Origin of the sequence: Alicycliphilus denitrificans, from assembly GCF_044792555.1 — a bacterium.
Classification (GTDB): Bacteria; Pseudomonadota; Gammaproteobacteria; order Burkholderiales; family Burkholderiaceae_C; genus Alicycliphilus; species Alicycliphilus denitrificans_A.
Window position 1 is genome coordinate 965,929 of the sequence record NZ_CP126238.1, and the last position, 24,326, is coordinate 990,254.

The 24,326-nt window shown below is 65.3% G+C and carries 27 protein-coding genes and 1 tRNA gene; 22 read left to right on the plus strand and 6 right to left on the minus strand.

All coding sequences use genetic code 11. The annotated features are described in order from the left end of the window. Positions 1-2 precede the first annotated feature (2 nt). Entirely contained in the window at positions 3-2,825 is a 2,823-nt protein-coding gene (locus P7644_RS04465; RefSeq protein WP_404301846.1) for a bifunctional glycoside hydrolase 114/ polysaccharide deacetylase family protein, read from the minus strand. 163 nt (positions 2,826-2,988) lie between these two features. Here P7644_RS04465 and galE point away from each other — a divergent pair, with 163 nt between their 5' ends. From galE to tatC, 10 genes are all read left to right on the plus strand, one after another. After that, positions 2,989-4,002 carry a UDP-glucose 4-epimerase GalE gene (galE, locus tag P7644_RS04470; RefSeq protein ID WP_404301847.1) on the plus strand — a complete coding sequence of 338 codons (1,014 nt, stop codon included), beginning with the start codon at positions 2,989-2,991 and terminating at the stop codon, positions 4,000-4,002. Positions 4,003-4,051: 49 nt separating this feature from the next. Continuing rightward, a complete protein-coding gene (gene hisF / locus P7644_RS04475) occupies positions 4,052-4,831 on the plus strand; it encodes an imidazole glycerol phosphate synthase subunit HisF (protein WP_404301848.1) in 780 nt (259 codons plus the stop codon). A gap of 104 nt (positions 4,832-4,935) precedes the next feature. Beyond that, a complete protein-coding gene (gene hisI, locus P7644_RS04480) occupies positions 4,936-5,325 on the plus strand; it encodes a phosphoribosyl-AMP cyclohydrolase (RefSeq protein ID WP_404301849.1) in 390 nt (129 codons plus the stop codon). Between the two features lie 8 nt (positions 5,326-5,333). Next, positions 5,334-5,711, plus strand: a complete 378-nt coding sequence (locus P7644_RS04485; protein ID WP_404301850.1) for a phosphoribosyl-ATP diphosphatase — start codon at positions 5,334-5,336, stop codon at positions 5,709-5,711. After that, complete coding sequence (locus P7644_RS04490) at positions 5,708-6,094, plus strand: DUF4870 family protein (protein ID WP_404301851.1); 387 nt, start codon at positions 5,708-5,710, stop codon at positions 6,092-6,094. Before P7644_RS04485 ends, P7644_RS04490 begins: the two co-directional genes overlap by 4 nt. After that, positions 6,087-7,115, plus strand: coding sequence for a patatin-like phospholipase family protein (locus tag P7644_RS04495; protein ID WP_404301853.1), 1,029 nt, complete (start codon positions 6,087-6,089; stop codon positions 7,113-7,115). The genes P7644_RS04490 and P7644_RS04495 overlap by 8 nt, the downstream gene beginning before the upstream one ends. Positions 7,116-7,146: 31 nt before the next feature. After that, on the plus strand, positions 7,147-7,503 hold the full coding sequence (locus P7644_RS04500; protein WP_404301854.1) for a histidine triad nucleotide-binding protein: 357 nt from the start codon (positions 7,147-7,149) through the stop codon (positions 7,501-7,503). A 101-nt stretch (positions 7,504-7,604) separates the two neighbouring features. Then, positions 7,605-7,850 carry a Sec-independent protein translocase subunit TatA gene (gene tatA / locus P7644_RS04505; RefSeq protein WP_404301855.1) on the plus strand — a complete coding sequence of 82 codons (246 nt, stop codon included), beginning with the start codon at positions 7,605-7,607 and terminating at the stop codon, positions 7,848-7,850. Between the two features lie 30 nt (positions 7,851-7,880). After that, the gene (gene tatB, locus P7644_RS04510) at positions 7,881-8,363 is read left to right on the plus strand and encodes a Sec-independent protein translocase protein TatB (RefSeq protein ID WP_404301856.1); all 483 of its coding nucleotides are present in this window, start codon (positions 7,881-7,883) and stop codon (positions 8,361-8,363) included. A gap of 68 nt (positions 8,364-8,431) precedes the next feature. Then, positions 8,432-9,226, plus strand: a complete 795-nt coding sequence (gene tatC, locus P7644_RS04515; protein WP_404301858.1) for a twin-arginine translocase subunit TatC — start codon at positions 8,432-8,434, stop codon at positions 9,224-9,226. A 74-nt stretch (positions 9,227-9,300) separates the two neighbouring features. On the opposite strand, the gene P7644_RS04520 is transcribed toward tatC, so the two are convergent. Continuing rightward, the gene (locus tag P7644_RS04520; RefSeq protein WP_404301859.1) at positions 9,301-10,440 is read right to left on the minus strand and encodes a Do family serine endopeptidase; all 1,140 of its coding nucleotides are present in this window, start codon (positions 10,438-10,440) and stop codon (positions 9,301-9,303) included. Positions 10,441-10,536: 96 nt separating this feature from the next. Between P7644_RS04520 and P7644_RS04525 the strand changes: the two genes are divergently transcribed. Together P7644_RS04525 and pdxA are read left to right on the plus strand one after the other, a co-directional pair. Continuing rightward, positions 10,537-11,289 carry a Nif3-like dinuclear metal center hexameric protein gene (locus P7644_RS04525; protein ID WP_404301860.1) on the plus strand — a complete coding sequence of 251 codons (753 nt, stop codon included), beginning with the start codon at positions 10,537-10,539 and terminating at the stop codon, positions 11,287-11,289. A gap of 80 nt (positions 11,290-11,369) precedes the next feature. Continuing rightward, entirely contained in the window at positions 11,370-12,410 is a 1,041-nt protein-coding gene (gene pdxA / locus P7644_RS04530; protein ID WP_404301861.1) for a 4-hydroxythreonine-4-phosphate dehydrogenase PdxA, read from the plus strand. Between the two features lie 71 nt (positions 12,411-12,481). Here the strand turns inward: pdxA and mscL are convergent, their stop codons facing one another. Continuing rightward, positions 12,482-12,913, minus strand: a complete 432-nt coding sequence (gene mscL, locus P7644_RS04535) for a large conductance mechanosensitive channel protein MscL (protein WP_404301862.1) — start codon at positions 12,911-12,913, stop codon at positions 12,482-12,484. A gap of 140 nt (positions 12,914-13,053) precedes the next feature. Here mscL and petA point away from each other — a divergent pair, with 140 nt between their 5' ends. The 6 genes from petA (at position 13,054) to P7644_RS04565 (ending at position 17,246) form a co-directional block, all read left to right on the plus strand. Continuing rightward, a complete protein-coding gene (petA, locus tag P7644_RS04540) occupies positions 13,054-13,653 on the plus strand; it encodes a ubiquinol-cytochrome c reductase iron-sulfur subunit (RefSeq protein WP_404301863.1) in 600 nt (199 codons plus the stop codon). A 15-nt stretch (positions 13,654-13,668) separates the two neighbouring features. Continuing rightward, entirely contained in the window at positions 13,669-15,090 is a 1,422-nt protein-coding gene (locus P7644_RS04545; protein ID WP_404301864.1) for a cytochrome bc complex cytochrome b subunit, read from the plus strand. A 16-nt stretch (positions 15,091-15,106) separates the two neighbouring features. Further along, on the plus strand, positions 15,107-15,862 hold the full coding sequence (locus P7644_RS04550; protein WP_404301865.1) for a cytochrome c1: 756 nt from the start codon (positions 15,107-15,109) through the stop codon (positions 15,860-15,862). Positions 15,863-15,956: 94 nt separating this feature from the next. After that, positions 15,957-16,568: a glutathione S-transferase N-terminal domain-containing protein gene (locus P7644_RS04555; protein ID WP_317701513.1), complete on the plus strand. Its 612-nt coding sequence runs from the start codon at positions 15,957-15,959 to the stop codon at positions 16,566-16,568. Between the two features lie 22 nt (positions 16,569-16,590). Continuing rightward, positions 16,591-17,103, plus strand: a complete 513-nt coding sequence (locus P7644_RS04560) for a ClpXP protease specificity-enhancing factor (RefSeq protein WP_404303114.1) — start codon at positions 16,591-16,593, stop codon at positions 17,101-17,103. Between the two features lie 67 nt (positions 17,104-17,170). Continuing rightward, positions 17,171-17,246 (plus strand) — tRNA-Thr (locus P7644_RS04565). A gap of 44 nt (positions 17,247-17,290) precedes the next feature. On the opposite strand, the gene P7644_RS04570 is transcribed toward P7644_RS04565, so the two are convergent. Continuing rightward, positions 17,291-17,590, minus strand: coding sequence for a hypothetical protein (locus tag P7644_RS04570; protein ID WP_404301866.1), 300 nt, complete (start codon positions 17,588-17,590; stop codon positions 17,291-17,293). A gap of 243 nt (positions 17,591-17,833) precedes the next feature. Here P7644_RS04570 and secA point away from each other — a divergent pair, with 243 nt between their 5' ends. From secA to P7644_RS04590, 4 genes are all read left to right on the plus strand, one after another. After that, a complete protein-coding gene (secA, locus tag P7644_RS04575) occupies positions 17,834-20,596 on the plus strand; it encodes a preprotein translocase subunit SecA (protein WP_404301867.1) in 2,763 nt (920 codons plus the stop codon). A gap of 74 nt (positions 20,597-20,670) precedes the next feature. Then, a complete protein-coding gene (argJ, locus tag P7644_RS04580) occupies positions 20,671-21,900 on the plus strand; it encodes a bifunctional glutamate N-acetyltransferase/amino-acid acetyltransferase ArgJ (protein ID WP_404301868.1) in 1,230 nt (409 codons plus the stop codon). A gap of 51 nt (positions 21,901-21,951) precedes the next feature. Then, entirely contained in the window at positions 21,952-22,824 is an 873-nt protein-coding gene (locus tag P7644_RS04585; RefSeq protein WP_404301869.1) for an ATP-binding protein, read from the plus strand. After that, positions 22,821-23,258 carry an NUDIX domain-containing protein gene (locus P7644_RS04590; RefSeq protein ID WP_404301870.1) on the plus strand — a complete coding sequence of 146 codons (438 nt, stop codon included), beginning with the start codon at positions 22,821-22,823 and terminating at the stop codon, positions 23,256-23,258. Before P7644_RS04585 ends, P7644_RS04590 begins: the two co-directional genes overlap by 4 nt. A 63-nt stretch (positions 23,259-23,321) precedes the next feature. Here the strand turns inward: P7644_RS04590 and P7644_RS04595 are convergent, their stop codons facing one another. Both P7644_RS04595 and zapD read right to left on the minus strand, forming a co-directional pair. Beyond that, a complete protein-coding gene (locus P7644_RS04595; RefSeq protein ID WP_404303116.1) occupies positions 23,322-23,543 on the minus strand; it encodes a DNA gyrase inhibitor YacG in 222 nt (73 codons plus the stop codon). Positions 23,544-23,551: 8 nt separating this feature from the next. Further along, positions 23,552-24,307: a cell division protein ZapD gene (zapD, locus tag P7644_RS04600; protein WP_404301871.1), complete on the minus strand. Its 756-nt coding sequence runs from the start codon at positions 24,305-24,307 to the stop codon at positions 23,552-23,554. Positions 24,308-24,326 lie beyond the last annotated feature (19 nt).

The window sequence follows — 24,326 nt, forward strand, 5'->3', positions numbered from 1 at the left end:
GCTCAACGCTCGGGGCAGAGGATCTGGATCTGAGCGGCGGCATGAGGCAGCTTGAATTGTTGCACTGCGGAAGGGGGTTGCACCGCGGGGCGCAGGGCGGTGAGGGTGCGCTGGTCGGCACGCACCTGGCAGGTCTGGGTGCCGACCAATGCGAACTCCAGTGGCACATGGCCCCGGAGCTCGAATTGCACGCGCCGGCCAGCGTCCTGGACTTGCCAGTCAGCGAGGCGGGCATTGGCCTCCAGCAGGTAGGGCGTCGTCACCTGGGGCTGTTCGTCGGTCTGCAGCCAGGCCGCGGGGCCGGCGAGGTGCACATAGCTGCCCTCGCCGCCCTGGCGCCAGCCGGCCACGGCCTGGCTTGTGGCTGGCTGCGGTTGGCCCAGGATGGCTGGCAGGCGCACGGTGCGCAGCGCGCCATTGCTGCTGCGCAGGCGCCAGCCTGTACCGTCGCGCGCCACGGCGTAGTCGTAAAAGTCCTGCACCTTGGCGATGAACTCCGAGGTGCGCACGGGGTGCAAGGGCTGCGCCAGGGCCCAGTCATAGACCTTCTTCAGGGCCTTGAGGGCGGCGGGCTTGGAGGTGGAATACACATGGTAATAAATGCCCACGGGTTTGATGCGCCGTGGGCTGTCCGTCATCTCGAAGGTTTCTATGGCGCGCTCGAAGCCGTAGAACGGGCCGGTCCACAGGTTGGTGTAGAGGTTCTCGTTGGTGATCGGGGCATAGACCTGCAGGAAACCATGTTTACGGATGCCCAAGCCCTTCACCGCCGTGAGCGTGGGGTTGGCGCGGCTGATGGAGGTGTCGCCGCCGTTGATGTTCAGCAGCCCGGCGCGATAGCTGATCTCCAGCGCCTGGGCGCTGGGCGCGGTGTCGCCGGTCCATTGCAGGATCCTGACGGGCTTGTCCTTGGGCGCCAGTCGCTCGTTGATGTAGCGGCTGGAGCCCATGATTTCGCGCTCCAGGTCCATGGTGTAGCCAGGAACCTCCAGGGACAACGCGGCCTCCGCGTCTTCCTGGAAAAGACCGTGCCGCACGTTCGTGTCCCATAAGAAGGGATGGGAGTAGGAGTGGCTCGCAACCTCGATGTGGGGCAGGCGGAACATCTTGCGCGCTATCTCTTCCATGCGCGGGCTCAGATCCGGGTGCAGGCCCTCGGGCGCCACCTCGGCCTCGATGATGGACATGGTCTGGGGAATGCGGTACTTCTCGAAGACCTCCTTGAGCAGCACCTGGGCGGCCAGCGGGCTGCCGGGAAACTCCGCCAGCGAGGGAAAACCGTCGCCGTCCACATGCGCCAGCAGCAGGCGCCGGCCGTTTTCCGTCGTCGTGTCGGGCACGGGGATGGCGGGCAGGCGCAGGGCCTGCTGCAGGAAGGCAAACGGGTCGACCACCCAGCGCGTGTCGTCCGTGCCCGGGATTTCGTACAGCACGTTGGGATCCAGGATGAAGCCGCCCCAGGGCGTGATGGCTCCGCCCACGAAGGCGTGGTCGCGCGTGTCGCGCAGCTCGATCAGGGCTTGCGCCCGGTGCGCCATGTCGGGCGCCAGCTGCTCCAGGCTGGTTTGCCGTCCGGGCGGGGGGGGCGGGTTTTCCAGTCCCATCATGGAGGCGAGCTGCGTCTGGCGCAATGCACCCTGGGGCTCGGCCTTGTCGATGGCCAGGCCCAGGCTGCGCGTGAGGGCGCGGTCTGGCTCCAGGCCCCAGTCGCCCAGAACGGCCAGCGGCATGCCTTCGCGGATGCGCGCCTGCAGCCATCGGCTCAGGTGGGTGCGCCTGACCGCAGGCACGTACCCGGAGAACCAGCTCACCACGCCGGCATAGCGGCCCGGCGCCACCCGATCGGGCAGACCGGCGCGCACGTCCACATAGTCGGTCACATAGCCCATGTGGTTGAGCGGCATTTGCAGGAAGCGGTGGGCGTTGGCGTAGTTGAGAGCCGGTGACTCATCGCCGTTGTAGAGCACCAGCACCCGGCGTGGTACGGCCTCGATGCTGCCGATGCCCATGGTGGACAACTGCGCATCCGTGACCCAGGGCAGGAATCCGTCCTGCGCAATTTTTGCGGCAGTGCTGCGTGTGAGCGCACGGTCGTGCGGCGCAACATAGTCAATCACCAGCACGGGCAGGCCGTCGCGTTGCTGGATGCTGCGCAGCTGCCCCAGCAGCCATTGGCGATCCGCCTCGGGCACTTGTTCGTAGCGCTGCGCCTTGGCGTTCCAGCGCCGGTAAAGCGATTCGGCGGCCACCATCTCCACCTTGCCTCGCACCCGGGGCAGGATGTCAAAACCCCGGTTGAGGATCAGCCTGATGCCGGGAAAACGCTGGTGCAGGGTCTCGATGACGCGCACCAGGCCCTGCTGCTGGGCCTGCTCGTCGAATTTTTCCGCCAGGCGGTAGGAATCCAGGGTGTCGAGAAAGAAACCCCTGAAGCCACGCTCCCACAGGGGGGCGACGACGCGGCTGGCGAAGAAGTCGGGCCATGCGGCCACGCTTTGGTCGACGACGTCGGACTGCCAGTCCTGGTTGCGCGCCAGCTTCCAGTCTGCCGCGATGTCCGGATAGTAGGCGCGCGAGGCTTGCACCTCGGTCACCGAGACGTAGGCATAGACCTGGGTGGCGGGCTGCAGGGTGGCGGGCTGATGCGTGGTGTGGTCGGGGTCGATGACCAGCAGATCGAAGGCGCGGAACTCGCCCAGGGGAAGGTCATGGCCGTAGTACAGCGCCACCGCCGGTGTGGCCCCCTGGGCGCCCCAGGCCAGCAACAGGCAGAGCAGACCCCACACCAGGCGTTGGCACAGTTGCGAAAAAGGGCAGGCGAGCATGGGAGTGAAGGATTTCGCTGCAGCTGGCGGTGCGGCATGACAGCTGGAATCTGGAAGTATCCAAGTGTAATCAATTAATTTAGTCAATCGGTTATTGATATGTGGTAGTTAATGCTTGGTCTGCCACAATGCAGAGCATGGCAATAGCCGCAGGAGAGTGGTTTTGATCTTGGTGACCGGAGGCGCGGGCTATATTGGCTCGCATATGTGTGTGGCGCTGGCGCAGGCGGACGAGCCATATTTGGTGCTGGACAACTTCAGCAACAGCCACCCCTCGGTGCTGCCGCGCATAGGGCGCATCACGGGGCGCACGCCCGAATGCGTGCACGGTGACGTGCGCGACGTGGCCTTGCTGCAGCAGTTGTTTGCGCGCTATCAATTCACGGCGGTGATCCACTTTGCCGCGCTCAAGGCCGTGGGCGAATCGGTGCGCGAGCCCCTGGCCTACTACGACAACAACGTCGCGGGTACGGTCACGCTCTTGCAGGCGATGCGCCAGGCGGGCGTGCGCCAACTGGTGTTTTCTTCCTCGGCCACGGTGTATGGCGAGCCGGCCAGCTTGCCGATACGCGAGGATTTTCCGCTCATGGCCACCAACCCCTATGGCTGGAGCAAGCTGATGATGGAGCAGATGCTGGCCGATGTGGATGCCAGCGCGCCCGGCCAGTGGCGCATCGCGCGGCTGCGCTACTTCAACCCCGTGGGCGCGCACGAGAGCGGCCTGATCGGCGAGGACCCGCAGGGCGTGCCCAACAACCTCATGCCCTACGTGGCGCAGGTGGCCAGCGGCCGGCGCGAGTTCTTGAACGTCTGGGGCAACGACTACCCCACGCCCGACGGCACGGGCCAGCGCGACTACATCCATGTCTGCGACCTGGCCGAGGGCCATGTGGCGGCGCTGCGCTACCTGCGCCAGCACCCGGGCCTGCTGACGCTGAACCTGGGCACGGGCCGGCCGGTGTCGGTGCTGGAGATGGTGCGCGGTTTCGAGCAGGCCAGCGGCCGCCCCGTGCCCTACCAGGTCGGGCCGCGCCGCCCGGGCGACGTGGCGGCCTGCTGGGCCGACCCCCGCCTGGCCGAGCGGCTGCTGGGCTGGCGCGCCCGGCGCGACGTGGCGGCCATGTGCCAGGATGTCTGGCGCTGGCAGGATGGCGTGGCGCGCCAGCTTGCCGATTGACCCGCGCTGGCGTGGTATCTTGCACGCCCCAGCCGTGAAACAAATCCCCATGCTTGCCAAACGCATCATCCCCTGCCTGGACGTGACCGGTGGCCGCGTCGTCAAGGGCATCAACTTCGTCGAACTGCGCGACGCGGGCGACCCGGTGGAGATCGCCGCGCGCTACAACGAGCAGGGCGCGGACGAGCTCACCTTCCTCGACATCACCGCGACGAGTGACGGGCGCGACCTGATCCTGCCCATCATCGAGGCCGTGGCCAGCCAGGTCTTTATCCCCCTCACCGTCGGCGGCGGCGTGCGCACCGTGGCCGACGTGCGCCGCCTGCTCAACGCGGGCGCGGACAAGACCAGCTTCAACTCCGCCGCCATCGCCGCCCCCGAGGTCATCAACCAGGCCTCCGACAAATACGGCGCGCAGTGCATCGTCGTGGCGATCGACGCCAAGCGCCGCCAGGGCCAGGAAGTGGCCGAGCGCGGCGAGGGCTGGGACGTGTACAGCCACGGCGGGCGCAAGAACACGGGCCTGGATGCCGTGCGCTGGGCCGAGGAGATGGCGCGCCGCGGCGCGGGCGAGATCCTGCTCACCAGCATGGACCGCGACGGCACCAAGAGCGGCTTTGACCTGCGGCTCACGCGCGCCGTGAGCGACGCCGTGGGCGTGCCCGTGATCGCCTCGGGCGGCGTGGGCAACCTCGATCACCTGTCCGATGGCGTGACCGTCGGCGGGGCCGATGCCGTGCTCGCCGCCAGCATCTTCCACTATGGCGAATTCACCGTGCGCCAGGCCAAGGAGCATATGCGCGCGCGTGGTATTCCCGTGCGGCTGTGAACAGTTTTTGAATCAAATAGGGCGGAAACGCTTGTTGAACAAGCGTGAGTAGCTATCAAAATAATTAGCCTGCCGCGTTGCGGCAAAGCTCCGACAATGGCGCCATGAACTGGCTTGATCAAGTGAAATGGGACGCGCAGGGCCTGGTGCCCGTGATCGCGCAAGAGGCCGCCACGGGCGACGTGCTGATGTTCGCCTGGATGAACCGCGAGGCGCTGGCGAAAACGGCGGAGCTGGGCCGCGCCGTGTACTTCAGCCGCTCGCGTGGCAGGCTGTGGTTCAAGGGCGAGGAGTCGGGCCATGTGCAGCAGGTGCACGAGATGCGCCTGGACTGCGACCACGATGTGGTGCTGCTGAAGGTCACGCAGCTTGGGCACGAGCCCGGCATCGCCTGCCATACCGGGCGCCACAGCTGTTTCTTCAGCGTCCTCAGGGCTGGCGCCTGGCAGGCCGTCGATCCGGTCCTGAAAGCCCCCGAATCCATCTACAAGTAGTAACGCCCATGTCCAGCAATGATTCCCTCGCACGCCTGGCCGCCGTGATCGAGAGCCGCAAGCCCGCGAGCGGCGGCGACCCGCAGGCCAGTTACGTCGCACGCCTGCTGCACAAGGGGCCGGACGCCTTTCTGAAAAAGATTGGCGAAGAGGCCACCGAGGTGGTGATGGCGGCCAAGGACGTGGACCATGGCGCGGCCCCGGCAAAGCTGGTCTACGAGGTGGCCGACCTGTGGTTTCACTCCATGATTGCGCTGGCCCACTATGGCCTGAGCCCGGCCGACGTGATCGCCGAGCTCGAGCGCCGCGAGGGCACCAGCGGGATCGAGGAAAAGGCGCTGCGCAAGCTGGCGGGCCGGGCCCTGGAGGAAGGAGAGGCGCCGTGAGCAACGACGTCATCGACGTAGAGCCGGATGCTCGTGCCGAGGGCCTGAAGGCCTGGGGCTGGGTCAGCTACATCCTGCATCTGATCGTGGCCGTGGGCGCCGTGCTGCCCGGGGCACAGCCCGGCGTGGCCCTGCTCATCGTGGCCCTGGTCATCGACCTGGTGAAGAAGGGCGACGCCGAAGGCACCTGGCAAGCCAGCCATTTCTCCTGGCGCATCGGCACCGTGTTGTGGGTCGGCGTGCTGTACGTGGTGACCGCGCCGCTGTGGCTGTTTTTCCTGTTTCCGGGCTGGGTGGCCTGGGGCCTGATCTCCATCTGGTTCCTGTACCGCATCGTGCGCGGCATGGTGGCCATGAACAAGGGCCAGGCCATCGATGGCTGAAGCCGGCGCGCAGCCGCCCCTGAATCTGGCCCTGCAGGGTGGCGGCTCGCATGGCGCGCTCACCTGGGGCGTGCTCGATGCGCTGCTCGAAGACGGCGGTTTTGCCTTCGAGGGCATCAGCGGCACCAGCGCCGGCGCCATGAACGCCGTGGCGCTGGCCCATGGCTTTGCCCAAGCGGCGCTGCAGCACAAGGATGCGCGTGAGGCGCACCAGGCCGGCTGCGCGCTGGCGCGCACAGCGCTTACCCGCCTGTGGGAGGGCGTGGGCGCCATGGGCAGCCTGATGTGGGGCGTGCCGCTGCAGGGCAATCCCTTGCTGGGCATGCTGAGCCAATGGCTCTCGCCCTACCAGACCAATCCGCTGGGCATCAATCCGCTGCGCAGCCTGCTCGAGCGCGTGGTGGACTTCGATGCCCTGTGCCACGCACGCCATGCGCATGTGCCCAAGGTGTTCGTGTGCGCGACTAATGTGCGCACCGGCCGCGGCGAGATTTTTTCGGGCGTGCGCCTGTCGGCCGACGCCGTCATGGCCTCGGCCTGCCTGCCGCTGATGTTCAAGGCGGTGCAGATCGACGGCGAGCATTACTGGGACGGGGGCTTTTCCGGCAATCCGGCGCTGTACCCGCTGATCTACCAGACCGAATGCGCCGATGTGCTGCTGGTGCAGATCAATCCCATAGAGCACCGCGACCTGCCCGATACCGCGCAGGAGATCATGGAGCGCATGAACGAGGTCACCTTCAACGCCAGCCTGCTGGGCGAGCTGCGTGCCATCGACTTCGTGCGCCGCCTGCTGGCCGAGGGGCGGCTCGATCCTCAGCACTACAAGAGCATGCGCATGCACCGCATCGACGGTGGCCGCGTGCTGGCCGTGTTTGGCGAGGCCAGCAAGACGCGCGCCGACATGGGCTTTGTGCGCCAGTTGTTTGAACTCGGGCGCGCCGAGGGCCAGCGCTGGCTGCACCGTCATCGCCATGACGTGGGCGTGCAGCACACCTTGCATTTGACCGACAATCACTGACCGTTACTGCCTCCTCCCCTTCGCCTGTTTCATGCACGATCCCAACTGCCTCTTCTGCAAGATCATCGCCGGCCAGATCCCGTCCAAGAAGGTGTTCGAGGACGAACATGTCCTCGCCTTCCACGACATCCACCCCTGGGCGCCGGTGCACTTTCTCATCGTGCCAAAGCTGCACCTGCACTCCATGGCGGCCGTCGCGCCCGAGCATGCGGGCCTGCTGGGCCACATGATGCTGCTGGCCCCGAGGCTGGCCATGGAGCAGGGCTGCAACCCCTATCCGGACGGGGGCTATCGCATCGTGGTCAACACCGGCGCGGAGGGCGGGCAGGAGGTGCACCATCTGCACCTGCACGTCATCGGCGGCCCGCGCCCCTGGCTCAGGGGTTGAACCATCACGCCTTGTCATGCATCCAACGTGTGTCAAGGGTTATCGCAGGTTTGGCATATCTGGCGACGTCTAAAATGGGTCGCATTCGTTAGGAGATTTTCATGGGATCGTTTTCCATCTGGCACTGGCTCATCGTGCTGCTCATCGTCGTCATGGTGTTCGGTACCAAGAAGCTCAAGAACATAGGCTCCGACCTGGGCGGCGCCGTGAAGGGCTTCAAGGACGGCATGAAGGAAGGCTCCAGCAGCGATGACCAGGCGGCCACCAACACCCCCGCCGGCCAGGTGACCAACGCCGCGGCAGCCGACAAGACCACCATCGACGTCCAGGCCAAGCAAAAGAGCTGAGTGCTTCAGCGCATTGCCTGAGCGTTTTTCATGATCGACATTGGCCTGTCCAAGATGGCGCTGATCGGCGCCGTGGCTCTCATCGTCATCGGCCCCGAGAAGCTGCCACGCGTGGCGCGCACCGTAGGCACCTTGCTGGGCAAGGCGCAGCGCTATGTGTCGGATGTGAAGGCCGAGGTGAACCGCTCCATGGAGCTTGACGAGCTGCGCAAGATGAAGGATACGGTGGAGAACGCCGCGCGCGATGTGGAGCAGAGCATCCAGACCAGCGCCAGCGACTTCCAGAAGGACATGGAGCAGAGCCTGGGGGAGGACTTCACCCCTTTGGGCGATGGCGCCGGCGCCTCGCAGGAGCTGTCCACCATCGTCCCCGCCTACAAGCACCCGGGCAAGAACTGGCGCCTCAAGCGCGGTGCCGTGCCGCAGTGGTACAAGGCGCGTGCCGGCGTGCGCACCAGGGCGCAGTCGGGCGCGGCGCGCGTGGCGCGCTTTCGGCCCCGGAAATTCCATTGATCCCATGACTTCCAAGGCTGCGCCCACCGCGTAGCCCCGGTGGGCACCATGTCCGCCACACTCCCACCATGTCCGAAACACCCAATCAAGAAGACGAGCTCGCCGGTACCGAGCAGCCTTTCGTGCAGCACCTGATGGAGCTGCGCGACCGCCTGGTGAAGGCGATGATCGCCGTGGGCATCGCCGCGGCCGCATTGTTCTTCTACCCCGGCCCGGGGCAACTGTATGACCTGCTGGCCGCGCCGCTGGTGGCGCACCTGCCGCAGGGGGCGACCATGATCGCCACCTCGGTGATCTCGCCCTTCATGGTGCCCCTGAAGATCCTGCTGATGTCGGCCTTCCTGATCGCCCTGCCAATCGTGCTGTGGCAGGTCTGGGCCTTTGTCGCGCCGGGGTTGTACTCGCACGAAAAGCGCCTGGTGCTGCCGCTGGTGGTCTCCAGCACGGTGCTGTTCTTCATTGGCGTGGCGTTCTGCTACTTCTTCGTGTTCGGCCAGGTGTTCAGCTTCATCCAGGGCTTTGCGCCCAAGAGCATCACCGCCGCGCCCGATATCGAGGCCTATCTGGGCTTTGTGATGACCATGTTCCTGGCCTTTGGCCTGGCCTTCGAGGTGCCGATCGCCGTCGTGGTGCTGGCGCGCCTGGGCGTGGTAAGTGTGGACAAGCTGAAGAGTTTTCGCGGCTACTTCATCGTCATGGCCTTCGTGATCGCCGCCATCGTCACGCCGCCGGACGTGGTATCCCAGCTGGCCCTGGCCATCCCCATGTGCCTGCTGTATGAAGTCGGCATCTGGGCGGCGCAACTGTTCATGCGCCACACCCAGGCGCCCGAGGATGAGGATGGGCAGGAATCCACTTCCTGATGGATTTCAGTAAAAATAGCTGCCAGCGCCCGTGTATCAAGCGCTGGCAGCTATTTTTTTGAGAGAGTAAAACGTCAGCGGCGCTGTGGCATGCGCGGGCGGGTTCCTGCCACTACCGACAATTTCAGCTGCCTGTCGCCGCGCTGCAGCTCGAAGCTCGCTGCCTTGCCCGGCGGCAGTGCGGCCACGGCCGTGAGCAGTTGCGAGACATTGTCGGTGGGCTTGCCCGCCACGCGCAGGATGACGTCGCCGGGGCGTATGCCGGCCTGCGCGGCGGGGCCGCCCTGCAGCACCCCGGTGATGATCACCCCCTGCGTGGCTTGCACGCCGAAGGTCTGCGCCAGCTCGGGCGATAGCTCATTGGGCTCCACGCCTATCCAGCCGCGCGTGACCTGGCCGTCGCGCACGATGCCGTCCAGTACCAGCTTGGCCGTGGAGACGGGGATGGCAAAGCCAATGCCCATGCTGCCGCCCGAGCGCGAGTAGATGGCGGTGTTGATCCCCATCAGGCTGCCATTTACATCCACCAGCGCGCCGCCGGAGTTGCCGGGGTTGATGGCCGCATCGGTCTGGATGAAGTTCTCGAACGTGTTGATGCCCAGCTGGCTGCGCCCGAGTGCCGAGACGATGCCGCTGGTGACCGTCTGGCCGACGCCAAAGGGGTTGCCAATGGCCAGCACCTGGTCGCCCACGGCGAGGTGGTCGGAGTCGCCCAGCACGATGACGGGCAGCTTGTCCAACTGCACCTTGAGCACGGCCAGGTCGGTGTCCGGGTCCGTGCCGATCACGGTGGCGCGGGTACGCCGGCTGTCGGTGAGCGTGACCTCGATCTCGTCGGCGCCCTCGACCACATGGTTGTTGGTCAGGATATAGCCATCGGGGCTGATGATGACGCCGCTGCCCAGGCCCGTCTGCGCCTGCGGACCCTGGTCGCCAAAGAAGAACTGGAACCACGGGTCGTTGCTGCGCGGGTGGCGCACCTCCTTGCTGGTGTTGATGCTGACCACGGCCGGCGCCGCCTTGCGCGCTGCCGCGCTGAAGCTGCCGGCCGCGGGTTGGGAGCCGGTGGAGGGAGGTGCCTCGATGAGCGAAATGCCCGCGCCGCTCGTGGTCGTGCCGCGTTGCAGCCAGCCGGGCTGCAGGGTGGCGACGACGAAGTAGGCGGCGACGAGCACCGTCACGGCTTGGGAGAACAGCAGCCAGTAGCGTTTCATGATGCAGAGATGGGGCGGCACAGGGGCGCGGCGATGAAAGGGTGATTGTCGCGTGTTTGCGGCATCGGCCCGCGGCGCTTGGGCACAATTGGCGCCATGAGCATCGAGCGACACGACCTACTGGCCCACTTCGACAACCTGCTGCAGCCCGAGCGCTTCAAGGACTACGGCCCCAACGGTCTGCAGGTGGAGGGCAAGGGCCGGATCACGCGCATCGTCAGCGGGGTCACGGCCAGCCGGGCGCTCATCGACGCTGCTATTGACCAGCGTGCCGACGCCATCTTCGTGCACCACGGCCTGTTCTGGCGCGGCATGGATGGCCGCGTCACCGGCTGGATGAAGCAGCGCCTGCAGCGCCTGCTGGCGCACGATATCAATCTGTTTGCCTATCACCTGCCGCTGGACGCGCATGCAGAGCTGGGCAACAACGCCCAGCTGGGCCTTGTGCTGGGCTGGCAGGCCGACCAGCGCTTTGGCGAGCAGGATCTCGGCTTTGCCGCGCCGGCCACCTTTGCCGGCGCCGCCGACCTGGCAACCCATGTGCGGGCGGTGCTGGGGCGCAGCGTGACCCTCGTGGCTCCCGAGGAAGCGCGCCCCATCCGGCGCGTGGCCTGGTGCACCGGCGGCGCGCAGGGCTTTTTTGAAGCCGCCATCGCCGCCGGCGCCGATGCCTTCATCACCGGCGAGATCTCCGAGCCCCAAACCCACCTGGCGCGCGAGACCGGCGTGGCCTTCATCGCTGCAGGCCACCACGCGACGGAGCGCTACGGCGCGCCCGCCGTCGCCGCCCATGTGGCGCAGCAATTGGCGCTGGAGCATAGTTTCATCGATATCGACAATCCCGCCTGACAGGCGTTGGTAGCTATAAATAATATAGCTTGTTGCGCTTTTTGGACGGGCGTTAGGCCCATTTTTGATACATATCTCCCATGCATCCATCCCTTCCAATTGCCATCACCCAGGGCGACCCGGCGGGCATAGGCCCGGAAATCGTGGCCAAGGCCTTTCGCGATGCGCCGCAGGATTTGCACGGCTGTTTTGTCGTGGGCGATGTGGCCACGCTGCGCCGCGCCGCGGCCTGCATCGAGCGGCCCGGTGAGACCAGCCTGCCGGTGGCGCGGCTGGACAAGCTGGGCGATCTGGCACAGGTGCCGCCGCGCTGCCTGCCCGTGTGGCAGCTACCCGAGCTGGCCGGCCCCCTGGTGCCCTGGGGGCAGGTGAGCGCCGATGCGGGCCGTGCGGCAGCGGCCTGCGTGCTCTGGGCGGCGCGCGCGGCGCTGCGCGGCGAGATCGCGGCTCTGGTGACCGCACCCCTGCACAAGGAGGCGCTGGCCGCCGCGGGCGTGTCCTTCCCGGGCCACACCGAGCTGCTGCAGGCCGAGGCAGCACGCCACGCCGGCGTGGCCGTCGCGCAGATGCCGGTGCGCATGATGCTGGCCAGCGATGAGTTGCGCACGGTGCTTGTCAGCATCCACATGTCGCTGCGCGAGGCCATTGCCGCCGTGACGCCGGACAACCTGCTGCAGACGCTGCGCATCACGCAGGCCGCGCTCTCGCGCAGCCTGGGCCGGGCGCCGCGCATCGCCGTGGCGGGGCTCAATCCCCATGCGGGCGAAGGCGGCCTGTTTGGGCGCGAGGAGCTGGAGATCATCGCCCCGGCGATTGCTCGGGCGCGCGCCGAGGGCATCGACGCCCTTGGCCCCTATGCGCCCGATACCGTCTTCATGCGCGCGCGCTCCACGGCCGGGAAACCGGGTGAGTTCGATGTGGTGCTGGCGATGTACCACGACCAGGGACTGATCCCCGTGAAGTACCTGGGCCTGGACAAGGGCGTGAATGTCACCCTGGGCCTGCCCCTGGTGCGCACCAGCCCGGACCATGGCACGGCCTTCGACCTCGCGGGGCGCGGCGTGGCCGATGCCGGCAGCCTCATCCAGGCCGTGCGCATGGCGCGCAGCCTGGGGCGTTGAGCCGATAAAAATCGTCAAAAAGCACACGCCTGTGGCGCGGATGCCACGGGCGTGCGAGCAGGGGCAAAAAATCAGCGCTTCAGGCTGTCGCGGATTTCGCGCAGCAGCACGATGTCTTCGGGAGTCACCGGCGCGGGTGCCGGTTCGGCAGCCGGTGCCTCGCGCTTGAGGCGGTTGAACTGCTTGACCATCATGAAGATGATGAATGCCAGGATGAGGAAGTTCACCGCCACGGTGATGAAGCTGCCATAGGCAAATACCGGCACACCGGCCTTCTTCAGTGCATCCAGCGTTCGGGCCGTGCCCTCGGGGATGCTGCCCAGCACGATGAAGAGATTGGAGAAGTCGAGCTTGCCGAACACCAGGCCGACCACCGGCATGATGAGGTCGGCCACGACGGAGTCGACGATCTTGCCGAACGCGGCGCCGATGATCACGCCGACGGCCAAGTCAATCACGTTGCCCTTGATGGCAAATTCCTTGAATTCTTTGGTAATGCTCATTTTGAAGGACCTTTGAAAAGAGAAAAACACGAAGAACCGGCGGGTGAGTTAGCTTAAGTGCGAGCACAACATTGAAGCAAGCATTTCCGGTCCGCTACAATTTACGGTTGACCCCATAGCGAAGCATACCGAGGATCCCCATGAGTCAAACTCAGATCGACTCCAGCAAGCGGACGTGGCTCATTGCGTCCAGCTGTGCTGGTGCGGTGGGCGGAGTGGCCGTTGCCGTCCCATTTGTGAGTACGTTCCAGCCTTCCGAGAAGGCCAAGGCCGCAGGTGCCGCCGTCGAGGTGGATATCTCCAGCCTCAAGCCCGGCGAGAAGATCACCGTCGAGTGGCGCGGCAAGCCCGTGTGGATCGTCAAGCGCACCGCGGAGCAACTGGCCGAGCTGCCCAAGCTCGACGGCCAGCTGGCCGACCCCCAGTCGATGCGCAATCCGTCGGAGCTCACGCCCGAGTACGCGCGCAACGAGTGGCGCTCCATCAAGCCCGAGATTCTGGTGGCCGTGGGCATCTGCTCGCACCTGGGCTGCTCTCCCTCCGACAAGTTCACGCCCGGCCCCCAGCCTTCTCTGCCCAATGACTGGCAGGGCGGTTTTCTGTGCCCCTGCCATGGCTCCACGTTCGATATGGCGGGCCGCGTGTTCAAGAACAAGCCTGCGCCCGACAACCTCGAGGTGCCGCCGCACATGTACCTGTCGGACACCAAGCTCCTGATCGGTGAAGATAAAAAAGCCTGAGGGAGGCACTGACAAATGGCTGCTTACCGCGAATTCAAGGACATTTCACCCAATGCCTCGGCTGGGGCGAAGACGATGAACTGGCTGGAAAACCGTTTCCCGACGGCTTTCGACGCCTATCGTGTCCACATGTCGGAGTACTACGCTCCGAAGAACTTCAACTTCTGGTACATCTTTGGTTCGCTGGCGCTGCTGGTGCTGGTGATCCAGATCGTCACCGGCATCTTCCTGGTGATGCACTACAAGCCCGACGCCGCCAAGGCCTTCGAGTCGGTCGAGTACATCATGCGCGACGTGCCCTGGGGCTGGCTGATCCGCTACATGCACTCCACGGGTGCCTCGGCCTTCTTCGTCGTGGTCTACCTGCACATGTTTCGTGGCCTGCTGTACGGCTCGTACAGGAAGCCGCGCGAGCTGGTGTGGATCTTCGGCTGCGCCATCTTCCTGGCGCTGATGGCCGAGGCCTTCATGGGCTACCTGCTGCCCTGGGGTCAGATGTCGTACTGGGGCGCCCAGGTGATCGTGAACCTGTTTTCGGCCATCCCCTTTATCGGCCCTGACCTGGCGCTGCTGATCCGTGGTGACTACGTGGTGGGCGACGCCACGCTGAATCGCTTCTTCAGCTTCCACGTCATCGCCGTGCCGCTGGTGCTGCTGGGTCTGGTGGTGGCTCACTTGCTGGCGCTGCACGACGTGGGCTCCAACAACCCCGACGGCATCGAGATCAAGGGCCCCGGCAAGCCGGTGGACGACAAGGGGCACCCGCTGGACGGCGTGCCTTTCCACCCCTACTACTCGGTGCACGACATCTTTGGCGTGAGCATCTTCCTGTTCATCTTCTCGGCCGTGATCTTCTTTGCGCCCGAGTTCGGTGGCTACTTCCTGGAGTACAACAACTTCATCCCCGCCGATCCGCTGAAGACGCCTTCGCACATCGCTCCAGTCTGGTACTTCACGCCGTTTTACTCGATGCTGCGCGCCATCACCAGCGAGATGATGTATGCACTGATCGCCTGCGTGGTGCTGGGTGCCGGCTTTGGCGTGTTCAAGGCCCGCCTGCCCGGCTTCGTCAAGGGCGGCATCGTGATTGCCGCCGCCGTGGCCATTGCCCTCATGCTGGCAATCGATGCCAAGTTCTGGGGCGTGGTGGTGATGGGCGGTGCGGTCATCATCCTGTTCTTCCTGCCCTGGCTCGATTGCAGCCCGGCGCGCTCGATCCGCTATCGCCCGAGCTGGCACAAGTACCTGTATGCCGTGTTTGTGGTCGTGTTCGTGATCCTGGCCTACCTGGGGGTGCAGCCGCCGTCGCCGATCGGCGAGCGCGTGTCGCAGGTGGGGACGCTGTTTTACTTCGGCTTCTTCCTGCTCATGCCTTGGTGGACGCGTCTTGGCACACCCAAGCCCGTGCCTGACCGCGTGACTTTCAAGCCCCATTGAGCCGGAGACCACAACAATGAAAAAACTGCTTCTCTCGCTGATTGCCGCCCTGGGTCTGGCTGCGGGTGCACATGCCGCCGGTGGCGGTATGGCCTGGGACAAGGCGCCCGTGAATATCACGGACACGGCTTCGCTGCAAAACGGCGCCAAGCTGTTCGTGAATTACTGCCTGAACTGCCACTCCGCAGCCTTCATGCGCTTCAATCGTTTGAAGGATATCGGCCTGACGGATCAGCAGATCAAGGACAACCTGCTGTTCACCACCGACAAGATTGGTGAGACCATGAAGTCGGCCATTGACCCCAAGCAGGCGTCAGAGTGGTTCGGTGCCAATCCGCCTGACCTCACCGTGATCGCGCGCTCGCGCGCGGGCTCCGGTGGTTCGGGCGCCGACTATCTCTACACCTTCCTGCGCACCTTCTACCGCGATGACACCAAGGCTACCGGCTGGAACAACCTCGTGTTCCCCAGCGTCGGCATGCCGCACGCGCTGTGGCAGCTGCAGGGCGAGCGCAGTGCCATCTTTGAGCAGCGAGAGAGCCACGGTCAGACCGAGCAGGTGTTCAAGGGCTGGGAGCAGCTGTCTCCCGGCAGCATGACGCCTCAGCAATACGACCAGGCCGTAGGTGATCTCGTCAACTACCTGCAGTGGATGGGCGAGCCGGCGCAAAATACGCGCGTTCGCATTGGCGTGTGGGTACTGCTCTTCCTGGCAGGCTTCACCTTCATTGCCTGGAGGCTGAATGCAGCCTACTGGAAGGACGTCAAGTAACCCAGGAGTCGTTGCGCTGCAATTTTTGCCGTGCAAACCTGTACAGAGTGGGCGCCTTGGCTCCCACTCTTTTGATTTTTAGGAGCCGTTCACCATGATGGTGCTTTACTCGGGCACGACCTGCCCCTTCTCCCATCGTTGCCGTTTCGTCCTGTTCGAAAAGGGTATGGACTTTGAAATCCGCGATGTGGATCTGTACAACAAGCCCGAAGACATCAGCGTGATGAACCCCTATGGCCAGGTGCCCATCCTGGTTGAGCGCGATCTGATCCTGTACGAGTCCAACATCATCAACGAGTACATCGACGAGCGCTTCCCGCACCCGCAGCTGATGCCGGGCGACCCCGTCGATCGCGCGCGCGTGCGCCTGTTCCTGCTCAACTTCGAGAAGGAATTGTTCGTGCACGTAAATGCCCTTGAGTCGCGTGCCACCAAAGGCAACGAAAAGGCACTGGAGAAGGCGCGCGCCCACATCCGTGACCGCCTGACACAGCTGGCCCCCGTGTTCCTGAAGAACAAATACATGCTCGGCGAGGGTTTTTCCATGCTGGATGTGGCCATTGCACCGTTGCTGTGGCGCCTCGATTACTACGGTATCGAGCTCTCCAAGAATGCTGCGCCGCTACTCAAGTACGCAGAGCGCATCTTCTCGCGCCCGGCCTATATCGAGGCGCTGACGCCCTCGGAAAAGGTCATGCGCAAGTAAGCCAACCTCACTTTTGCGCATGATGAACGCTCAGGATCTTCCCTCCACGCGCCCCTATCTGGTGCGTGCACTTTACGAATGGTGCACGGACAATGGCTTCACGCCCTATCTGGTGGTGCGCGTGAACGAATCCGTGCAGGTGCCGCGCGAGTATGTCAACAATGGTGAGATTGTGCTCAATGTGAGCTATGACGCCACGAGCGGGCTGCACATAGGCAACGATTTCATTGAGTTCAAGGCACGCTTTGGTGGCAAACCGCGTGACATCCTGGTCCCCGTGCGCAGGGTGGTTGCCATTTATGCACGCGAGAATGGCCAGGGTATGGCCTTTCCCTTGGAGGAGGATGCGGGCCTCGCTCCGGGCCTTCCGCAGCCTGCAGCAGGGGCGGCAGACTCCGGTGAGCATCCTGAGCGCGCTCCCGTGCAACTGCAGTCTATCGACGGCAGTGCGGGCGAGTCGCAAGACGATGACGCGCCGCGCCCACCGCAGCATCCTGCGGGTGGCGGGCGTCCTTCGCTCAAGCGCGTCAAGTAAATGATCAGGGCGCGCTGTCCGGCGACTGGGCGCGCCCGCTGTTTTTGGCGGCTAGAATGCAGCCTTCGCCGGTTTAGCTCAGTTGGTAGAGCACCCGCCTTGTAAGCGGTAGGTCGTCAGTTCGAATCCGACAACCGGCACCATTCCCCAGGAGTTTGCGCCACTCAATCTTCCTGCCTCATCTGGGTCAGGATTGAATTTTCAGGCGTATGGAATCCACCTCCCACCCCCGCCTGCGCAGATGGGCCTGAAAGGCGGGCAGCAGCTGCCGTAGCTTCGCAGCGGCAGCGTTGCTCTTGACCAAGAGGCACCAACAGCCACCCTCGATCGGACCGGCCTGCACGGCAGGGCGCAGCATGGGCGGTATCAAGCCCTCTATGGCCTTGAGCCGCTCGCTGGAATCTCGGGTCAGCGCGGCGAGTCGGGCCAGCATGGGGGACTCCAGGGTGGCTTGTTGCAGTGGAATGGCGTAATGGCGGCGGTTCATGGCAGGTGGTAGAGCGTGCACGCCGAGCGGTTCGTGCGGGGGGATTATTGCGGATGCCGTAGCCTCCCGCAGCCGTAGATCCTGGCCGCCCATGGGGCAAAGGTAGAATGCCCGGTTTTGGACCTGCCGCGATGCTTGCAAGCACTTGCAATTCGATGCTGCGGGCCCCAGCTGGTTTCACTTCATCTTAGGGATTTCGGTCGCTCTGCCGCTTTGCTTGGCGTGTGGCGCGGTCCTGCTCGCATGGCCACCAATTTCCTCACCAAACTCTTCGGCAGCCGCAATGACCGGCTGCTCAAGCAATACCGCAAAACCGTGGCTCGCATCAATGCGATGGAGCCGGAATACGAAAAGCTCAGCGACGAGGCGCTGCGCGGCAAGACACAGGAATTCAAGGAGCGCATTGCCAAGGGCGAAACGCTGGACGCACTGTTGCCCGAGGCCTTTGCCGTGGTGCGCGAGGGCTCCAAGCGCGTCATGAAGATGCGCCATTTCGACGTGCAGCTGATTGGCGGCATGGCCCTGCACTACGGCAAGATCGCCGAGATGCGCACGGGCGAGGGCAAGACGCTCACCGCCACGCTGCCCGTCTATCTGAATGCGCTGTCGGGCCAGGGCGTGCATGTGGTCACGGTGAACGACTACCTGGCCGGGCGCGACGCGCAGTGGATGGGCCGGCTGTACAACTTCCTGGGCCTCTCGGTGGGCATCAACCTGCCGCAGATGCCGCGCGAGGAAAAGCAGGCTGCCTACCAGTCCGACATCACCTACGGCACGAACAACGAGTACGGCTTCGACTACCTGCGCGACAACATGGTGTATGACGCGCGCGAGCGCGTGCAGCGCGGCCTCAACTACGCCATCGTGGACGAGGTGGACTCCATCCTGATCGACGAGGCGCGCACGCCGCTCATCATCAGCGGCCAGGCCGAAGACCATACGGCCGTCTACCTGTCGATCAACAAGGTCGTGCCGCTGCTCGTGCGCCAGGAGGGCGAGGCCGATCCCCGCACGGGCGAGGGCGTCACCAAGCCCGGTGACTTCACCGTGGACGAGAAGACGCACCAGGTGTTTCTGACCGAGCAGGGCCATGAAAGCGCCGAGCGCATTCTTGCGCAGGCGGGCCTGATCGCCGAAGGCGCATCGCTCTACGACCCGGCCAACATCACCCTGGTGCACCACCTGTATGCGGCCCTGCGCGCCAATCACCTGTATCACCGCGATCAGCATTACGTGGTGCAGAACGGCGAGATCGTCATTGTCGACGAGTTCACCGGCCGCCTGATGGCCGGCCGCCGCTGGAGCGAGGGCCTGCACCAGGCCGTGGAGGCCAAGGAGGGCGTGCAGATCCAGGCCGAGAACCAGACCCTGGCCTCGATCACCTTCCAGAACTACTTCCGCCTGTACGGCAAGCTTTCGGGCATGACCGGCACGGCCGATACCGAGGCCTATGAGTTCCAGGAGATCTACGGCCTGGAGACCGTCATCATCCCGCCCAACCGTCCGAGCAAGCGCGACGACCAGCTCGACCGGGTGTACAAGACCACGCGCGAGAAGTACGAGGCGGCGATCGCCGACATCCGCGAATGCCACGGGCGCGGCCAGCCGGTGCTGGTGGGCACGACCTCGATCGAGAACTCCGAGATCATCGACGACCTGCTGAACAAGGCCGGGCTGCCGCACCAGGTGCTCAACGCCAAGCAGCACGCGCGCGAGGCCGACATCGTGGCCCAGGCGGGTCGCCCCGGCATGATCACCATCGCCACCAACATGGCCGGCCGCGGCACCGACATCGTGCTCGGCGGCAACGTGGAAAAGGCCGTGGCGGCGCTGGAGGCCGACGAGTCCCTCACGCCGGATCAGCGTGCGGCCAAGGCCGAGCAGCTGCGCGCGCAATGGAAGCTCGATCACGAGAAGGTCACCGCGCTGGGGGGCCTGCGCATCATCGCCACCGAGCGCCACGAGTCGCGCCGCATCGACAACCAGCTGCGCGGCCGCTCGGGGCGCCAGGGCGACCCTGGTTCCTCGCGCTTTTACCTGAGCCTGGACGATGCGCTGATGCGCATCTTTGCGGGCGACCGGGTGAAGGCCATCATGGACAAGCTGAAGATGCCCGACGGCGAGGCCATCGAGGCGGGCATCGTCACGCGCAGCATCGAGAGCGCGCAGCGCAAGGTCGAGGCGCGCAACTTCGACATCCGCAAGCAGCTGCTCGAATACGACGACGTGGCCAACGACCAGCGCAAGGTGATCTACCAGCAGCGCAACGAGATCCTGGACGCGCCCGATCTCGCGACCCTGATCGCCGCCATGCGTGACGACTGCATGGCCGATCTGGTGCGCCAATACGTGCCGGCGGAATCGGTCGAGGAGCAGTGGGACCTGCCAGCCCTGGAAAAGGCCCTGGCCACCGATTGGCAGGTGCAGATCGCGCTGCAGCAGGAGGTGGCGGGCTCCGAGGCCATTACCGACGACGACATTCTGGAGAAGGTGCAGCAGGCCGCACGCGAGGTGTACGAGGCCAAGCTGGCGCTGGTGGGCAACGAGAATTTCGCCCCCTTCCAGCGCGCCGTGCTGCTGCAGAGCTTTGACACCAACTGGCGCGACCACCTTTCCGCGCTGGACTACCTGCGCCAGGGCATTCACCTGCGCGGCTATGCGCAAAAACAGCCCAAGCAGGAGTACAAGCGCGAGGCCTTCGAGCTGTTCCGCCAGCTCATCGACCAGGTCAAGAACGAGGTCACGCGCGTCATGCTGACGGTGCAGGTGCAGTCCAACGCTCAGCTGGACGAGGCCACGCAGGCCATGGAGGAGCGCGGCGAAAACGTCAGCAACGTCACCTACACCTCACCCACCGAGACCGGCGAGGTAGAAACCGTGCTGGATGCGCAGACCGCCAAGGCGGCTCGGGCGCAGGCCATGCCCGGTGTGCGCGTGGGCCGCAACGACCCCTGCCCCTGCGGCAGCGGCAAGAAGTACAAGCAGTGCCACGGCAAGCTGGCCTGATGCTGCAGCGCTGAACGACACGGGCTGCGGCCCGTGTTTGCTTTTCAATCCCTTGTTTGTCCCAGGAGCGTTCCATGCCCGTCAATCTCTCCGCCCCTATCGCCCAAGACCTGCATCCCGTCGCTGGCGTGCGCATCGGTGTCGCCGAGGCCGGCGTGCGCAAGGCCAACCGCAAGGACCTGACCGTGTTCCTGCTCGACGAGGGCACGACGGTGGCCGGCGTGTTCACGCAGAACCGCTTCTGCGCCGCACCGGTGCAGGTCTGCCGCGAGCACCTGGACGGTGGCCAGGCGATCCGCGCCATGGTGATCAACACGGGTAACGCCAACGCCGGCACGGGCGCCGACGGCCTGGCGCGCGCGCGCGCCACCTGCACGGCGCTGGCCGAGCAGCTGGGGCTGGATGCCAGCCAGGTGCTGCCGTTCTCCACCGGCGTGATCATGGAGCCGCTGCCGCACGAGCGCATCGCCGCGGCCCTGCCCGCGGCGCTGGCCGACGCGCAACCTGGCCACTGGGCGCGCGCGGCCGAGGGCATCATGACCACGGACACGCTGCCCAAGGCCTTCAGCACGCAGGTACACATTGGCGGGGCCACCGTGTCCGTCACCGGCATCTCCAAGGGTGCGGGCATGATCCGGCCCAACATGGCGACCATGCTGGGTTTCCTGGCCACCGATGCCTGCATCGCCCCCGCGCTCATGCACCAGCTGGTGCGCGAGCTCGCCGACCAGTCCTTCAACCGCGTGACCATCGACGGCGACACCAGCACCAACGATTCCTTCGTGCTGATCGCCACGCACCAGGCCATGCACGCGCCCATCACCTCGCTCGACAGCCCCGAGGGCCGCGCGCTGAAGAGTGCGCTGCTGGAGGTGGCGCAAAAGCTGGCCCAGGCCATCGTGCGCGACGGCGAGGGTGCGACCAAGTTCATCACCGTGCGCGTGGAGGGCGGCAAGACCGGCGAGGAATGCCGCCAGGTGGCCTACGCCATCGCCCATTCGCCGCTGGTCAAGACGGCGTTCTTCGCCAGCGACCCGAACCTGGGGCGCATCCTAGCGGCCGTGGGCTACGCGGGCATCGCCGACCTGGACCAGACGCTGATCGACCTGTACCTGGACGACGTGCATGTGGCCGTGCAGGGCGGGCGCAACCCCGCCTACCGCGAGGAGGACGGCCAGCGCGTGATGCAGCAGCAGGAAATCACCGTGCGCGTGGTGCTGGGCCGTGGCGAAGCTGTGGACACGGTCTGGACCTGCGACCTGAGTCACGACTACGTGACCATCAACGCCGACTACCGCTCCTGACTGCATTTTTTATAGCCTCCAGCGCTTGCTGGATAAGCGTTTGAGCCTGAAATGACTGATAAGTTTGACCAGCTGATCGCACGCGCCGAACAGCTCATCTCCCGCATCGAGGCCGTGCTGCCCCAGCCGTTGTCAGCGCCCGATTGGTCGGCCGCCATCGCCTGGCGCTACCGCCGGCGCAGCGGCGGCCATGGCGCGCTGGAGCCGGTGCGCCATGTGGCCGGCATGCGCCTGTCCGACCTCAAGGAGATCGACGCGCAGAAGGAAAAGATCCAGCGCAACACCCAGCAGTTCGTCGATGGCAGGACGGCCAACAACGTGCTGCTCACGGGCGCGCGCGGCACGGGCAAGTCCTCGCTCATCAAGGCCTGCCTGAACACCTATGCGCCCCAGGGCCTGCGGCTGATCGAGGTGGACAAGGCCGACCTGACGGACCTGCCCGACATCGTGGAGGTGGTCTCGGACCGGCCCGAGAAGTTCATCATCTACTGCGACGACCTGAGCTTCGAGGAGGGCGAGGGCGGCTACAAGGCGCTCAAGTCCATCCTGGACGGCTCCGTGGCGGCAAGCACGCCCAACGTGCTGGTCTACGCCACCAGCAACCGCCGCCACCTGCTGCCTGAGCAGATGAAGGACAACCTGAGCTACACCACCGCGAGCGACGGCGAGATCCACCCCGGCGAGGTGGTGGAGGAGAAGATCTCGCTGTCCGAGCGCTTTGGCCTCTGGGTCAGCTTCTACCCGTTCAGCCAGGACGAATACCTGGCCATCGTGGCGCAGTGGTTGTCGGCCCTGGGCGTGGCGCAGGAGGACATAGCGGCTGCGCGGCCCCAGGCCCTGGTCTGGGCGCTGGAGCGCGGTTCGCGCAGCGGCCGTGTGGCCTACCAGTTCGCGCGCGATTTCGCCGGACGGCGGGGCACATGAGCGGGCAGGGCGGGCGCAAGCACACCGAGGTTGCGGTCGGCATCCTGCTGCGTGCCGACGGCGCCATGCTGCTGTCCACCAGGCCCGAGGGCAAGCCCTACGCGGGCTACTGGGAGTTCCCGGGCGGCAAGATCGAGGCCGGCGAGAGCGTGGAGCAGGCGCTGCGCCGCGAGCTCATCGAGGAACTGGGCGTGACCATCGGGCCGGCCGAGGTCTGGAAGGTGACCGAGCACGACTACCCCCATGCCCTGGTGCGCCTGCACTGGTGCAAGGTGCACGCGTGGAGCGGTGACTTCGAGATGCGCGAGGGCCAGGCCATGGCCTGGCAGCACTGGCCGTTGCAGGTGCGGCCCGTGCTGCCCGGCGCCTACCCGGTGCTGCAGTGGCTGGCCGAGGAGCGCGGTCAGGCGTTCGACGCGTCGCAGCTGGAATAGCTTTCAAAAAAAATAGCGTCTGACGCTTGCTGGGTGCGTGTCAGCAGCGTATTTCATTTAAATTCAAGACTGGCGCTTGGGATCCCCGAACTCGGCGTCCTCGGGCGGTGCCTCGGCCGGCATGCGAAAGTCCTCGGCCGCCCAGGCTCCCAGGTCGATCTGCTTGCAGCGCTCGCAGCAGAAGGGGCGGAACGGGTTCGCCGGGCTGAACAGACTGGATCCGCCACAGGTGGGACAGATCACCTGTTTGCCGGCCGTGCCATGCGGCGGATGCTCGGTGTTCATGGTGGAAATCAGGCGCACAGCGTCAACTCGAAGGCCGCATCCTCGTTGCTCGGCACCAGCTTGCCGCCTTCTTCCTGGCGCATCAGGCGCACGGAGACGATGAGGCGGTTGCCGCTGATTTCGGGCACCAGCTCCAATTCAGGATCTATGCGCAGCCGCAGCAGCTGGAAGATACGGCCCGGGGGCAGGTTTTGCTGGAACTGGCCGCGATCGGCCGCCACCTTTTGCGGCACGCCGGAATCGCGCATCAGGCGCAGCAGCAGGTAGACGGACTCGGCCAGCGGCGCCAGCGTGGCGGCCCAGTGGTGCAAGTCGTTCTGGCGCTGCTCGGGCGCATGGTGCTGCCAGGCGTAGTAGGCGGGCAGATCGAAGCCGCAGGTGCCGCCGGGAATGCCCACGCGGCTGCGTATGCCCATGAGCCAGTCGTTCTCGGTCAGCGACTGGCCGGCCTTGCCGGTTTGGGCGTTCAGGGCGGCGAAGCACTGGTCGAGCTGGGCGATCACGCCATCGAGCGCCGCCTCCGAGATCGAGGGATTGCCGCGGTAGGCGTCGAACTGGTGCTTGTGCTTTTCCAGATCCTTGAGCACATCGGCCTTGAGGTCGGCGCGCGCCGCCACGTCCATCACCTCGAACATGGTCACCAGCGCGTAGTGGTGATCCAGCGGGTGCGCGCGCGCGATGAGCTCGCCCAGGCGGCGAAACAGCTGCTCAAGGCGCAGATAGGTTCTCAGGCGTTCGTTGAAAGGATATTCGTAAAGGATCACGCTGCGGGTTTCCTGAGTG

Bases quoted from the DNA above. Each gene is read 5' to 3' on its own strand.
- tatC (WP_404301858.1), top strand. From the start codon at position 8,432: ATGTCCGAAACACCCAATCAAGAAGACGAGCTCGCCGGTACCGAGCAG.
- mscL (WP_404301862.1), bottom strand. From the start codon at position 12,913: ATGAGCATTACCAAAGAATTCAAGGAATTTGCCATCAAGGGCAACGTG.
- P7644_RS04485 (WP_404301850.1), top strand. From the start codon at position 5,334: ATGTCCAGCAATGATTCCCTCGCACGCCTGGCCGCCGTGATCGAGAGC.
- P7644_RS04500 (WP_404301854.1), top strand. From the start codon at position 7,147: ATGCACGATCCCAACTGCCTCTTCTGCAAGATCATCGCCGGCCAGATC.
- P7644_RS04590 (WP_404301870.1), top strand. From the start codon at position 22,821: ATGAGCGGGCAGGGCGGGCGCAAGCACACCGAGGTTGCGGTCGGCATC.
- pdxA (WP_404301861.1), top strand. From the start codon at position 11,370: ATGCATCCATCCCTTCCAATTGCCATCACCCAGGGCGACCCGGCGGGC.
- P7644_RS04560 (WP_404303114.1), top strand. From the start codon at position 16,591: ATGAACGCTCAGGATCTTCCCTCCACGCGCCCCTATCTGGTGCGTGCA.
- hisF (WP_404301848.1), top strand. From the start codon at position 4,052: ATGCTTGCCAAACGCATCATCCCCTGCCTGGACGTGACCGGTGGCCGC.
- P7644_RS04550 (WP_404301865.1), top strand. From the start codon at position 15,107: ATGAAAAAACTGCTTCTCTCGCTGATTGCCGCCCTGGGTCTGGCTGCG.
- P7644_RS04585 (WP_404301869.1), top strand. From the start codon at position 21,952: ATGACTGATAAGTTTGACCAGCTGATCGCACGCGCCGAACAGCTCATC.
- P7644_RS04495 (WP_404301853.1), top strand. From the start codon at position 6,087: ATGGCTGAAGCCGGCGCGCAGCCGCCCCTGAATCTGGCCCTGCAGGGT.
- tatA (WP_404301855.1), top strand. From the start codon at position 7,605: ATGGGATCGTTTTCCATCTGGCACTGGCTCATCGTGCTGCTCATCGTC.
- argJ (WP_404301868.1), top strand. From the start codon at position 20,671: ATGCCCGTCAATCTCTCCGCCCCTATCGCCCAAGACCTGCATCCCGTC.
- P7644_RS04520 (WP_404301859.1), bottom strand. From the start codon at position 10,440: ATGAAACGCTACTGGCTGCTGTTCTCCCAAGCCGTGACGGTGCTCGTC.
- tatB (WP_404301856.1), top strand. From the start codon at position 7,881: ATGATCGACATTGGCCTGTCCAAGATGGCGCTGATCGGCGCCGTGGCT.
- P7644_RS04545 (WP_404301864.1), top strand. From the start codon at position 13,669: ATGGCTGCTTACCGCGAATTCAAGGACATTTCACCCAATGCCTCGGCT.
- secA (WP_404301867.1), top strand. From the start codon at position 17,834: ATGGCCACCAATTTCCTCACCAAACTCTTCGGCAGCCGCAATGACCGG.
- petA (WP_404301863.1), top strand. From the start codon at position 13,054: ATGAGTCAAACTCAGATCGACTCCAGCAAGCGGACGTGGCTCATTGCG.
- P7644_RS04465 (WP_404301846.1), bottom strand. From the start codon at position 2,825: ATGCTCGCCTGCCCTTTTTCGCAACTGTGCCAACGCCTGGTGTGGGGT.
- hisI (WP_404301849.1), top strand. From the start codon at position 4,936: ATGAACTGGCTTGATCAAGTGAAATGGGACGCGCAGGGCCTGGTGCCC.
- P7644_RS04555 (WP_317701513.1), top strand. From the start codon at position 15,957: ATGATGGTGCTTTACTCGGGCACGACCTGCCCCTTCTCCCATCGTTGC.
- P7644_RS04595 (WP_404303116.1), bottom strand. From the start codon at position 23,543: ATGAACACCGAGCATCCGCCGCATGGCACGGCCGGCAAACAGGTGATC.
- P7644_RS04570 (WP_404301866.1), bottom strand. From the start codon at position 17,590: ATGAACCGCCGCCATTACGCCATTCCACTGCAACAAGCCACCCTGGAG.
- P7644_RS04525 (WP_404301860.1), top strand. From the start codon at position 10,537: ATGAGCATCGAGCGACACGACCTACTGGCCCACTTCGACAACCTGCTG.